General features: G+C 67.1%; 12 protein-coding genes. 4 read left to right on the forward strand and 8 right to left on the reverse strand.

What is annotated here, in order from left to right:
• Positions 1-15 precede the first annotated feature (15 nt).
• Genes AC5Y6Y_RS08485 through prfB form a run of 3 tightly spaced genes read right to left on the reverse strand, consistent with a single transcriptional unit; the run spans position 16 to position 2,577 of the window.
• A complete protein-coding gene (locus tag AC5Y6Y_RS08485; RefSeq protein WP_463827648.1) occupies positions 16-477 on the reverse strand; it encodes an Rv3103c family proline-rich protein in 462 nt (153 codons plus the stop codon).
• Positions 474-1,472 (reverse strand): mechanosensitive ion channel family protein, encoded by a 999-nt coding sequence (locus tag AC5Y6Y_RS08490; protein ID WP_473139127.1) that lies wholly within the window; start codon positions 1,470-1,472, stop codon positions 474-476. Before AC5Y6Y_RS08490 ends, AC5Y6Y_RS08485 begins: the two co-directional genes overlap by 4 nt.
• Complete coding sequence (gene prfB / locus AC5Y6Y_RS08495; protein ID WP_463827646.1) at positions 1,462-2,577, reverse strand: peptide chain release factor 2; 1,116 nt, start codon at positions 2,575-2,577, stop codon at positions 1,462-1,464. The genes AC5Y6Y_RS08490 and prfB overlap by 11 nt, the downstream gene beginning before the upstream one ends.
• A 109-nt stretch (positions 2,578-2,686) precedes the next feature.
• Here prfB and AC5Y6Y_RS08500 point away from each other — a divergent pair, with 109 nt between their 5' ends.
• Positions 2,687-4,045: an FAD-dependent oxidoreductase gene (locus AC5Y6Y_RS08500; RefSeq protein WP_473139128.1), complete on the forward strand. Its 1,359-nt coding sequence runs from the start codon at positions 2,687-2,689 to the stop codon at positions 4,043-4,045.
• Between the two features lie 3 nt (positions 4,046-4,048).
• Here the strand turns inward: AC5Y6Y_RS08500 and AC5Y6Y_RS08505 are convergent, their stop codons facing one another.
• Both AC5Y6Y_RS08505 and AC5Y6Y_RS08510 read right to left on the reverse strand, forming a co-directional pair.
• On the reverse strand, positions 4,049-5,635 hold the full coding sequence (locus tag AC5Y6Y_RS08505; RefSeq protein WP_463827644.1) for an FAD-binding oxidoreductase: 1,587 nt from the start codon (positions 5,633-5,635) through the stop codon (positions 4,049-4,051).
• Positions 5,636-5,645: 10 nt separating this feature from the next.
• Complete coding sequence (locus tag AC5Y6Y_RS08510) at positions 5,646-5,849, reverse strand: hypothetical protein (protein WP_463827643.1); 204 nt, start codon at positions 5,847-5,849, stop codon at positions 5,646-5,648.
• A gap of 172 nt (positions 5,850-6,021) precedes the next feature.
• On the opposite strand from AC5Y6Y_RS08510, the gene AC5Y6Y_RS08515 reads away from it, so the two are divergent.
• Together AC5Y6Y_RS08515 and AC5Y6Y_RS08520 are read left to right on the forward strand one after the other, a co-directional pair.
• Positions 6,022-7,017 (forward strand): Acg family FMN-binding oxidoreductase, encoded by a 996-nt coding sequence (locus AC5Y6Y_RS08515; protein ID WP_463827642.1) that lies wholly within the window; start codon positions 6,022-6,024, stop codon positions 7,015-7,017.
• Positions 7,014-7,442: a pyridoxamine 5'-phosphate oxidase family protein gene (locus AC5Y6Y_RS08520; RefSeq protein ID WP_473139129.1), complete on the forward strand. Its 429-nt coding sequence runs from the start codon at positions 7,014-7,016 to the stop codon at positions 7,440-7,442. Before AC5Y6Y_RS08515 ends, AC5Y6Y_RS08520 begins: the two co-directional genes overlap by 4 nt.
• A gap of 19 nt (positions 7,443-7,461) precedes the next feature.
• On the opposite strand, the gene AC5Y6Y_RS08525 is transcribed toward AC5Y6Y_RS08520, so the two are convergent.
• Complete coding sequence (locus tag AC5Y6Y_RS08525) at positions 7,462-8,841, reverse strand: WS/DGAT/MGAT family O-acyltransferase (protein ID WP_473139130.1); 1,380 nt, start codon at positions 8,839-8,841, stop codon at positions 7,462-7,464.
• A 144-nt stretch (positions 8,842-8,985) separates the two neighbouring features.
• Here AC5Y6Y_RS08525 and AC5Y6Y_RS08530 point away from each other — a divergent pair, with 144 nt between their 5' ends.
• Entirely contained in the window at positions 8,986-9,963 is a 978-nt protein-coding gene (locus tag AC5Y6Y_RS08530; RefSeq protein ID WP_473139279.1) for an Acg family FMN-binding oxidoreductase, read from the forward strand.
• Here AC5Y6Y_RS08530 and AC5Y6Y_RS08535 read toward each other — a convergent pair whose 3' ends face one another.
• Positions 9,964-11,676 carry a GAF domain-containing sensor histidine kinase gene (locus AC5Y6Y_RS08535; protein ID WP_473139131.1) on the reverse strand — a complete coding sequence of 571 codons (1,713 nt, stop codon included), beginning with the start codon at positions 11,674-11,676 and terminating at the stop codon, positions 9,964-9,966.
• Complete coding sequence (gene dosR / locus AC5Y6Y_RS08540; RefSeq protein ID WP_463827638.1) at positions 11,673-12,326, reverse strand: hypoxia response regulator transcription factor DosR/DevR; 654 nt, start codon at positions 12,324-12,326, stop codon at positions 11,673-11,675. Before dosR ends, AC5Y6Y_RS08535 begins: the two co-directional genes overlap by 4 nt.
• Positions 12,327-12,333 lie beyond the last annotated feature (7 nt).

Raw genomic sequence — 12,333 nt, forward strand, 5'->3', positions numbered from 1 at the left:
GCCGGGCCGCGAGAATCAGCGAGCCGGCGCCGGCGGGACGGGTCCCGGTTGCTGCGGTGGCGCTGACGGAATCGGACTGGGCGTCGACGTCGGCGTGCAGAACGGCGGGATGCACGGCAACTGGATCAACGGCGTGGTCGTCGTCGTGGTCGTCGTCGGCGGCGGTGGCGGCGGCGTCGTCGTCGTGGTGGTGGTGGGTGTCGGCGTCAGCGTGCGCTGCGGCTGCTCCACCCTGGTGCGCGGCACCCAGGTGTAGTCGGGGTCCGGCACGTAACCCGGCGGTACCATTTGCGACGACGGGGCGGGGCTCGGCGCCTGCTCCTGCGGGCGGTACGTCTCGTAGGCCCACCAGATGGCCAGGAACGCCACCATCAAGACGATGGTCGACGTGCGGACGCGACCACCGAACAGGTGACTCGGCGCCCGACGCTCCCCCGGTTCCCTCCGCTTGTTCAGCAGGTTCAGTTCGAGTTTCATCGGCGCGTCACCTGACCCGCGGACTTGTCCAGGTCGGTTCCCTCACCGGCCTCGGGATCGGCGACACCGCCGTCGTCGACGACGCCCACGGTGGCATCGGCCGCCGTCACGATGCCCGCCTTGGCCAGTGCCCGGATGACCAGCACCCGCAACTGGCGGCCGGCCTCGAACTGCTTGCCCGGCAGGGTGCGGGCCACCAGCCGCAGTGTGACGGTGCTGAGTTCGATGCTCTCGACACCCATCACCGTCGGCGCGTCCAGCAGCAGGTCGCCCAGATGCGGGTTCTCGAGTGCCCGCTCGCACTCCTGATGCAGGACTTCGTTGACCCGGTTGAGGTCGGCGCTGGTCGAGACGGGGATGTCGACTACCGCGCGCGCCCAGTCCTTGGACAGGTTGATCGTCTTGACGATCGAACCGTTGGGAATGGTGAAAAGCTCCCCGTCCGAGGAGCGCAGCCGGGTGACCCGCAAGGTCACGTTCTCCACGGTGCCGCGGGCCTCGGCGGCGATCCCCGAGACCGTCAGCGACACCAGGTCACCGAACCCGTACTGCTTCTCGACAATGATGAAGAAGCCCGAGAGCAGGTCCTTGACCAGCTGCTGGGCCCCGAAGCCCAGCGCGGCGCCCACCACTGTCGCCGGCGCGATCAATCCGCCCACCGAGAACTGCAGCACGCTGCCGATCTGCACGATCACCACGATCGAGATCAGCACGATCGACACCCAGGAGATCACCGATGCGACCGCCTGGCGGTGTTTGGTTGCCTCCGAGCGGACCAGGGCGTCGCTTTCGGCGAAGCCCTCGTCGAGTTGGCTGGTCACCCGCTGGGCGACCCACTGCACCAACCGCGCGGCGAGTATGGCCGCGATCACCAGCATGGCGATCCGCAGGCCCCGGGTGATGATCCATTCGCCGATCTGACCGCGCCAGAAGTCGTGCCAGCGCTGCGCCGCATCGGCGAGCCTCAAAGAAATAGCCGTTGTATTAGTCGTCATCTTTTCTGTTACGCCAGCGGATCCCTGCTTCCAGGAACCCGTCGATGTCTCCGTCCAAGACAGCCGCAGGATTGCCCACTTCGAACTCGGTGCGCAGATCCTTGACCATCTGATATGGGTGCAGTACATAGGACCGCATCTGGTTTCCCCAGGAGCTGCCGCCGTCACCTTTCAGGGCGTCCAGCTCCGCGCGTTCTTCGGAACGCTTGCGCTCCAACAACTTTGCCTGAAGCACTCGTAACGCCGAAACTTTGTTCTGCAGTTGCGACTTCTCGTTCTGGCAAGTGACGACGATACCGGTTGGGATGTGGGTGAGTCGAACCGCCGAGTCGGTGGTGTTGACCGATTGCCCGCCCGGCCCGCTGGACCGGTAGACGTCGACCCGCAGGTCGCCTTCGGGGATTTCGATGTGGTCGGTGGTCTCCACCACCGGGAGCACCTCCACCTCCGCGAAAGACGTCTGACGTCGACTTTGGTTGTCGAACGGACTGATGCGCACCAGACGGTGGGTGCCCTGTTCGACCGAGAGAGTGCCGTAGGCGAACGGTGCGTGCACGGCGAAGGTCGCGCTCTTGATCCCGGCCTCCTCGGCGTAGGACGTGTCGAACACCTCAACGCCGTATTTGTGCTGTTCAGCCCACCGGATGTACATCCGCATCAGCATCTCGGCCCAGTCGGCGGCGTCGACCCCGCCCGCTCCGGAGCGAATTGTGACCAAGGCCTCACGTTCGTCGTACTCGCCGGACAGCAAAGTACGCACTTCGGTGGCTTCGATGTCGGCGCGCAACGCCTTGAGCTCGGCGTCGGCTTCGGCGAGCGCGGAATCGCCCTCGGCTCCCTCTTCTTCGGTGGCCAGTTCGTACAGCACCGGCAGGTCGTCGAGGCGTTGCCGCAACTCTTCGATCCGGCGCAGCTCACCCTGGGTGTGCGACAGCTCACTGGTGACTTTCTGCGCGCGCGCCTGGTCATCCCACAGATTGGGGTCGGACGCTTCCTTTTCGAGCTTTTCGATCCGGCTCTTCAGACCGTCCACATCGAGCACCCGTTCCACCGTGGTGAGGGTGGAGTCCAGAGCGGCGATTTCTGCTTGACGGTCAAGTTCCACAGGCGCCCACGTTACCGGCAGCACCGTCTAGCATCAGGAGACCATCAGTGCAACGCACGACTGTGACGCCGGCCCTCGCGTGCAGTCGAGCACGAACAGAAGGCACGACATGCGTTCCCATCATGTTGCGATCGTCGGCTCCGGTCCGTCGGGTTTCTTTGCCGCCGCATCCCTGCTCAAGGCCGCCGACGCGTCCGACGACCTCACTGTCGCGGTCGACATGCTCGAGATGCTGCCCACCCCGTGGGGCCTGGTGCGGTCCGGCGTCGCCCCCGACCACCCCAAGATCAAATCGATCAGCAAACAGTTCGAGAAGATCGCCGGTGATCCGCGTTTCCGTTTTTTCGGCAACGTGGTGGTCGGCGAGCACGTGCACGCAAGTGAGCTCGCCGAGCAGTACGACGCGGTGATCTACGCCGTTGGCGCGCAGTCGGACAAACCGTTGAACATCCCCGGCGAGGATCTGCCCGGCAGCATCTCCGCCGTCGACTTCGTCGGCTGGTACAACGCCCACCCGCATTTCGAGGAGAAGACACCGAACCTGTCCGGCGCCCGGGCCGTCGTGATCGGCAACGGCAACGTTGCGATCGACGTCGCCCGCATCCTGGTCACCGACCCCGACGTGCTGGGACAGACCGACATCGCCGACCACGCGCTGGAATCGCTGCGACCGCGCGGTGTGGAAGAGGTGGTCGTCATCGGGCGCCGCGGTCCGCTCCAGACGGCGTTCACCACGCTGGAGTTGCGCGAGTTGGGTGAGCTCGACGGGGTCGACGTGATCGTGGACCCCGCCCAGTTCGCCGACATCACCGACGAGGCCGCCGAGGCCGCAGGCAAGACGACCAAGCAGAACATCAAAGTGCTGCGGGACTACGCGCAGCGGGAGCCGCGACCGGGCCACCGGCGAATTGTGTTCCGCTTCTTGACATCTCCGATCGAGATCAAGGGCGACGAACGCGTCGAGCGAATCGTCCTGGGCCGCAACGAATTGGTCACCGACGACAACGGCTGGGTGTCGGCCAAGGACACCGGCGAGCGCGAGGAACTGCCGGTGCAACTGGTGGTGCGCTCGGTCGGCTACCGCGGCAAGCCGACGCCCGGTTTGCCGTTCGACGAGAAGCGGGGCACCATCCCGCACAGCGACGGCCGGATCGACGGCAGCCGCAACGAGTACGTCGTCGGCTGGATCAAGCGCGGCCCCACCGGGGTGATCGGGACCAACAAGTCCGACTCCCAGGACACCGTCGACACGGTGCTGGCCGACCTGGCCGAAGCCAGGGCTGCCGAACGGCCCGAGGACCATGCCGACAAGCTCGCCGACTGGTTGCTCGAACGCCAACCGAAAGTGGTCACCTCAGCCCACTGGGATCTCATCGACCAGTTCGAGCGGTCGGCGGGCGAACCGCACGGGCGTCCGCGGGTGAAACTGGCCAACCTCGCCAAACTGCTGCACATCGGGCACGGCTGATCGCTATCCCACCAGCACTCCGGGGTTGAGGATGCCCGCCGGGTCCAGCGTGTGCTTCACCGCACGTAGCGCCGCGGCGAACGGGCCGGGACGTTGCCGGTCGTACCACGGCCGGTGATCGCGACCGACCGCGTGGTGGTGGGTGATGGTGCCTCCGGTGGCGCTGATCGCCTCGGACACAGCGGCTTTCATCTCGTCCCACTGCGCGTCCAGCGATCCCCACCGGCCGCCCGCATAGATGCCGTAGTACGGCGCCGGTCCGTCAGGGTAGACGTGGGTGAACCGGCAGGTCACCACTCCGGTGCCGCAGACCCGGCTGATCGCGGCCCGGGCGGCGTCGGTGACCGCGGCATGCAGAGCGTCGAATCCATCCCAGGTGCAGGCGGTTTCGAAGGTTTCAGCGATGACGCCGCGGCGTGCCATGGCGTCGCGTTGATACGGCATCCGCAAGAACGCCGAACGCCAGGACTCCGAGGCGTCGGCCGTCTCGCTGGACTTGTCGCCGTCGGAGTCGCGGCTCCGGCGCGAAATCACCGTGCCGCCGTATTCGGCGGCGATCTCCAGCGCCCGGGTGAGCCACGGGTCGATCGGGTGATCCGCGGATTCGAAAGCCAGCACCAGAAGCCCGCCGCTGACCGACGTGCCCGCGTTGAGGAACGCTTCGGCGGGATCCAGTAGCCGACAGTTCGCCGGGAAGAGCCCGGCTTGCGCGACTGACCGGGTCGCAGCGACCGCGCCGGCCCAGTGGTCGAACGCGACCGACGCGGTGACCTGCCAGCGGCGCCGGTTCTGCAACCGCATCCAGGCTTCGGTGATGACGCCGAGGGTGCCCTCGGAGCCGATGAACAGCCGGTCCGGGGACGGGCCCGCCCCGGACCCCGGTAGCCGCCGCGATTCGCTGATCCCGGTGGGGGTGACCACCCGCACCGATTCGGTGAGGTCGTCGATGTGGGTGTACAGCGTGGCGAAATGCCCGCCGGCGCGGGTGGCCAGCCAGCCGCCGAGGCTGGAGAAGGCGAACGACTGCGGAAAGTGCCGCAGCGTCAGATCGTGGCGGCGGAGTTGGTCTTCGATCCACGGGCCGAGCGCGCCGGCCTGGATTCGGGCGGCGCGGCTGACGGCGTCGACCTCGACCACGGCGCTCATCGCGCTGATATCGAGGGTGACGGCGGGCCCCTCGAAGCGCGGCTCGACGCCTCCCACCACCGAGCTGCCTCCGCCGTAGGGTATGACCGAAATCCCTTCCCGCCCACACCAATCCAGTACGTCGATCACGTCCTGCTCGCGTCGCGGCCGCACGATCAGATCGGGGACATGATCGATGGTGCCCTGCAGGTTGCGCGCCACGTCCCGAAACGCCTTGCCGCGCGCGTGGCCCACCCGGTCGATGAGATGCGCCGAACACAGCGCGCTCAACGTCGCGGGCGGGGTGATCCGGGGCCCGGGCAGCCCGAGTGCGGCCGGATCCGGCGGACGGTGGTCCGTCAGATCCTGTCCGGGCAGCATGGCCGCCATCCGAGCCACCAGGTCCTTGGTCTCCTGATCGGTGAGGGCCTGCTCGAGTGTGCCCCACCCCCACCACGAACGCATGCCGGACTCGTCAGCGCTTGAGCATGACGAAGGCACCGCCGCCGACCAGCAGCGCCAGCGCCAACGCGATACCCCAGCCGGCACCGAGCAGGTACCAGACGACGGCCACCACGCCGATCAGCGGCGACACCGCGAACAGGACGATCCCCGGGTTCTGCCTGATCACGGCCAGCGCACTCTTGGCCCGAATCGGATCGATCTCCTTGCCTGCCATCCGTTCAGAATGCCAGGTGGGCACGACATTGCAAGCGGAGTCATTCAGGTTCGTCGGCTCCGGCCGGCGACCGCCGCGGCGATCCGCGTCGGAATGCCTGAAAACTGTTGGTACCGCTGGTGATTATGACCAAGGTCCCTACCGGTCCGAAAGTGTCAGCCGTAACGTCGTCATGGTGGACCTCGAAGTCGTCAGAAACGCAGTCCAGCTGGCCTGCCGGGCGCCGTCGGTGCACAATAGCCAACCCTGGCGATGGGTCGTCGAGGACGGGGCGGTCCACCTCTTCGCCGATCGCAACCGGACGGTGCCGGCCGCCGACCCTTCGGGCCGCCAAGCCCTCCTCAGCTGCGGCAGCGCACTTGACCATTTCCGCGTCGCGATGACCGCTGCGGGTTGGCGCACCGGCGTCGCCCGCTTTCCGAACCCGAACGACCCTGCGCATGTGGCGACGATGCATTTCAGTCCGCTCGATCACGTCACCCCGGCGCAGCACACCCGGGCGGCGGCAATTCTGCACCGCCGCACCGATCGGCTGCCCTTCGACGCCCCCAGAAACTGGGCCGATTTCGAACCGGTACTGCGCAGCGTTCTCGCCGACGACGCCGTTGCGCTCGACGTCCTGGCCGACCAGGACCGCGACCGCCTGGTGCAGGCGTCGCGGCTCAGCGCGGCACTTCGTCGCGACGACACCACATATCACGCCGAACTCGATTGGTGGACTTCACAGTTCACGCTTGCGCAGGGAATGCCGGCAACCGCCCTGCCATCCGAGACCGAGCGCCGACGGGTCGATGTCGCGCGGGAATTTCCGGTCCGGGACCACCGGGACCGGCGTCCGGAGATCGCCGCCGACTGGTCGACGATTCTGATTCTGTCGACACCGCAGGACACGAGAGCCGATGTGCTGCAGTGCGGCGAAGTACTCTCGACGGTGCTATTGGAGTGCACCATGACCGGAATGGCGACCTGCACCTTGACCCACCTGATCGAATCGTCCCAGAGTCGCGCCATCGTGCGTGAACTGATCGGGGGGCGCGGCGAGCCGCAACTGCTCATCCGCGTCGGGGTATCCCCCATGATGGAGCCCCGACCGGCACCGACACCGCGCCGTCCGCTGGCTGCCGTCCTGGAAATCCGCCACTCGTCACCCGAAAGGCTGAGCCGATGACCGACGAGCCATTCACCATCCTGTCCGAGAGCGAAAGCTGGGACCTGCTGGGCACCGCCTCGCTCGGTCGGCTGGTGACCAACTTTGCCGGCGAGCCGGAAATCTTCCCCGTCAACTACGTGGCGCAGGACCGCACCGTGCTGTTCCGGACTGCCGAAGGCACCAAACTGTTCTCTGCGGTCGCCAATCGCACCGTGCTCTTCGAGGCCGACGACCACAACGTCGTCGAGGGCTGGAGCGTGATCGTGCGCGGTCGCGCCCAACTGTTGAAGTCCGAGGCCGACATCGAAAAAGCCGACCGCGCCGGGCTATATCCGTGGACGGCAACGAACAAGCCCAATTACGTGCGGGTGACCCCGACCGACGTCACCGGCCGCCGGTTCGAGTTCGGCCCGGAGCCCGATCGCAACGAGACGGCGTCATAGCGGTTCGGGTCCGCGCCTTTCACACGACCAGTGACAGCGGCCCGCGGCTGGGAGGATTCCTGCGGCGCTTGCTGATTGCCACCAGACGCGCCACCGCGGCTTCGATGCCGCGAGCCAGTTGGTCGACGTCGGCCACCACGTCGTAGTCGGCAAGGATTCCGAAGAACAGGTGGTCGGCGTAACTGAGCATCGCCACGCCGGTCCGCAGGTCCATGGCCAGGGGCGGGACGGGGTAGAGCCCGACGACGTTCCTGCCCATGACCCGAAGCGGCCGGGACGGTCCCGGCACGTTCGTCGCCACTGTCACCACGCCTCGTTGCGGCAACCGCATCAGTAATCCGACCGTCCACGCGCTTAGCGCAAAGGGAATACGATTTGCCAAGGACACAAACAGGTTTCCCGCCTGCCGCTGGCCGCTGGCCTTGGCCCGGCCCAACCGGTCATGCACGGTCCGCAGCCGCTGCACCGGATTCTCTTCGTCCACCGGCAGATTCGGCAGCATCAACGACACCCGGTTGTCGGTCTTGTCGAACGCGTCGGCCGACCGAACCGAAACCGGTACCAGCGTGCGCAGCGAATCGCGCACCGGCTTCAGGCCGCGTTCGATCATGAGGTTGCGGTAGCTTTCGGTAATCGCCGCCAGCGCAACATCATTGACAGTCACGTCGAACGTCCGGCAAATCAGGTCGATGTCGGCCATGGCCACCCGCGCCCCGCTGTACCGGCGCAGATCCGACAGCGGTCCGTTGAGCGACGACGCAGCCGGCCTCAACAAGCCTGCCGCGATCTCACTCGCGCCCTGCACGGCGCGGACGATCCCCGCGGTCAGCGCGGCCGAGGTGTTCAACAATCCACCGATCAGTGTTGTCCTTGGGGCGGAAGGCTTTTCCCTAGCGCGGACGGCGCTGTGGGCGAAACTGTGGCCGCCCACGCCGTCATCACACAACCCGCTCAGCAGGTGCGTGGCCGCAATGCCGTCGGCCATGCAATGGTGCAGCTTGGTCAGCATCGCCCAGCGCTCGTCGGCGAGTCCCTCGATGACCCAGACCTCCCACAGCGGCCGATCGCGGTCCAGCCGCCGCGCCATCACATCGGCGATCAACCGAAACAGCTCCCGGTCGCCACCGGGATGCGGTAGCGCGACGCGCCGTATGTGCCGCTCGATGTCGAAGTCAGGATCCACCACCCACTCAGGTGCGCCGAGATCCAGCGTGTGCAACCGCAGCCGTTGCCCGAACCGCGGACAACCGCGGATGCGTTCGCTGAACGACGAAAGCAATGCGTCCTGCTCGGGGGCCGGGCCTTCGATGAGCGCGAGACCTCCGATGGCCAGGCTCACCCGAGAATCAGCGTCCTCGGCCTTCAGAAAACCGGCGTCCAAGCTGCTCAGGTGCTCCATGATGGTTACTATCCGCCGGTGCAGGCCGGGTGCAGCAGGGCCAAAGGTCCCACACCGCCGGGGCTTCGTGCCCTGCCCTGGCAGCGGCCGGCGGACGATCCTAAAACGATGACCACAGTCATCGATAGGAAGGGCTCGGCACCCATGAACGCCCAGTTCCCCGATGCCGACACGCTGCGGACGGTCCTCACTCTGGCCACCCGCGCACCGTCGATTCACAACACCCAGCCGTGGCGCTGGCGGGTGCGTGCCGCACGTCTGGAGCTGTTCTCCGAGCCGGAGATGCAGCTGGAGAACACCGACCCGGACGGGCGCGATCTGATCATCAGTTGCGGTGTCGCGCTCCATCACTGCGTGGTCGCGTTGGCGTCGATGGGTTGGCACGCGAAGGTGAGTCGGTTCCCCGATCCCGACAACTCGCGTCACCTGGCCACCCTCGAGGTGGTGCCGCAGCCTCCCGACCAGCCTGACATCGCACTGGCGGCGGCCATTCCGCGGCGGCGAACCGATCGCCGTGCCTACAGTTCCTGGCCGGTACCTGGCGGCGACGTCGCGCAGATGGCCGCCCGGGCTGCGCGCAGCGGAGTCATGCTGCGCCAGATCGACGCGCTGGACCGAATGAAAGAGATTGTATGCAAGGCGGTTTCGGACCATGCCGGTAACGACGCCTACATGCGCGAGCTGACCACGTGGAGTGGCCGGTACGGCGCGGTGGCCGGTGTTCCGGCCCGCAGCGCTCCGCCGTCGGACCCCAGCTCCCCGATTCCCGGCCGCCTGTTCGCCGGACCTGGGCTGGCGCAACCGTCGGGCATCTCCCCCGCCGACGACAGCAGCGCCATCCTGGCGCTGGGCACCGAGAACGACGACCGGTTGGCGCAACTGCGCGCCGGGGAAGCCACCAGCATCGTGTTGCTCACCGCCACCGCGATGGGTCTGGCGTGCTGCCCGATCACCGAACCGCTGGAGATCGCGGCGACCCGCGACGCGATCCGCGCCGACGTGTTCGGCGCCCGCGGCTACCCGCAGATGCTGCTGCGCGTCGGCTGGGCCCCGATCAACGCCGATCCGCTGCCGGCGACGCCTCGGCGCCGGTTGGCGCGCGTCGTCGACTGGCCCGAATAGTTATTGGAGCAACGGTGCCGACCAGCGCAGCAACGTGCCGCCGGTGGGCAGGTTCTCGACGAGAAACTCACCACCCGACTCCTCGGCCCGACGCTGCAGATTGATCAGACCGCTGCCGGTGTAGTCACCCGGCATGCCGCGGCCGTTGTCGCTGACCTCGATGCACAGGTCGTCGTCGACGCGCACCCGCACCGTCAGGGTGGTGGCCTGCGAGTGGCGCGCGGCGTTGCTCACCGCTTCCCGGACCACCGCCTCGGCGTGCTCGGCCAATGCGCTGTCCACGACGGACAGCGGGCCGACATATTGCACAGAGGTACGCAATCCGGCTGCGGCGAATTGGCTGACGGCGGCGTCGATTCGCTGCCGCAACCGAGTGATGCCCTGCGAGGCGCCGTGTAGATCGAAGATGGTGGTCCGGATCTCCTGGATCACCGCCTGCAGATCGTCGACCGCCTCGGAGAGCCGTTGCCGCACTTCGGGTTCCATGGTCCGGGGCACGGTCCCCTGTAGGGACAGCCCGACCGCGAACAACCGCTGGATCACGTGGTCATGCAGGTCGCGCGCGATGCGGTCGCGGTCGGTCAGGATGTCGAGTTCGCGCATGCGGCGCTGCGAGGTGGCCAATTGCAGGGCCAGTGCGGCCTGATCGGCGAACGCGGCCATCATTTCGAGTTGGTCGTCGGTGAAGGATTGCGTTGCACCCTGACGCAACACCACGACGACGCCGGCGACGGTGTCGGCGGCGCGCAGCGGCAGCAGCAGCGCTGGTCCTGCGGCGAGCGGCCCCGCTGCGCCGTCCAGGTCCAGCCGGGCGATCTGCCGCGGCGTGCCGTTGACGAATACCTCGCCCAACGCGGTGCCCGCCACCGGAATGGTCTGTCCGGCAATGGTTTCGACCGTGCTACCGACCGTCTCGATCACCAGCAACTCCGAGACGTCGGCGGCCGTTGCGCTGCTGTCGAGCGGCACCGCGACCAGCGCGGCGTCGGCTGCAGTCAGGCTGATCGCCTCCTCGCCGACCAGCCGGAACACCGTGGCAGGTTCGGTGCCGGACAGCAACTCGGTGGCGATGTCGCGGGTCGCCGCGATCCACGACTGGCGCGCCTTGGCCTGTTGGTACAGCCGTGCGTTGGCGATGGCGATACCGGCGGCGGCGGCCAGCGCCTGCACCAGGACCTCGTCGTCTTCGCTGAACGGTTGTCCGTTCGTCTTGTCGGTCAGATACAGCGTTCCGAATGAGATGTCGCGCACCCGGACCGGTACCCCGAGGAACGTCCGCATCGGCGGGTGGTGCTCGGGGAATCCAACCGAGGCCGGATGTCGCGAAAGGTCGTCCAGCCGTAGCGCTTTGGGTTCGTCGATGAGTAGCCCGATGACACCGAGCCCCTCGGGCAGGTGGCCGATCCGCTTGACAGTTTCCGGATCGATGCCTTCGTGGACGAAGTTCAGGACCCGGTTTTCCCGATCGTGCACCTCGAGCGCGCCGTAGCGGGCGTCGACGAGATTGGTCGCCGAGCGCACGATCCTGCGCAACGTTTCGTTGAGCTCGAGACCCGAGGTGACCACCAACATCGCCTCGAGCAGACCGTCGAGCCGGTCGCGGCCCTCGACGATCTGCTCGACCCGGTCCTGCACCTCGACCAGCAGCTCGCGCAGCCGCAGCTGGGACAACGTCTGCCGGAACGGGTGCAGGCTCGGCTCGTCCTGGTTCATCGTCCGTCACCGGGTAACCGCGAGCGCTTCAATTCCGTTGCGAACACGGCGGCTTGGGTGCGCCGTTCCATGCCGAGCTTGGCCAGCAACCGGGAGACGTAGTTCTTCACCGTCTTCTCGGCGAGGAACATCCGGTCCGCGATCTGTCTGTTGGTCAGACCCTCGCTGAGCAGGCCCAGCAGCGTGCGTTCCTGGTCGGTGAGGCCCGACAACGGGTCAGGCTTCTCGGTGGCGTCCCGCAGTTTGGACATCAGGGCCGCGGCCGCTCGATTGTCGAGCAATGACCGGCCCGCACCCACCTCCTTGACGGCGTGGGCCAGCTCCATGCCTTTGATGTCTTTGACCACGTACCCGCTGGCGCCGGCCAGGATCGCATCCAGCATCGCCTCGTCAGAGGTGTAGGAGGTCAGGATCAGGCATCGCAATTCGGGCATGCGGGACAACAGATCTCGGCACAGTTCGATGCCGTTGCCGTCGGGCAACCGGACATCGAGGACCGCCACGTCGGGGTTGGCCGCCGGTATCCGTGACATCGCCTCGGCCACCGAGCCGGCTTCGCCGACGACGTCGAGTTCGGGGTCGGCGCCGAGCAAGTCGATGAGACCGCGCCGCACCACCTCGTGGTCGTCGACCAGGAAGACTCTTACCAACGCGCCC

The sequence above is a fragment of the Mycobacterium sp. NGS24 genome, assembly GCF_059813065.1.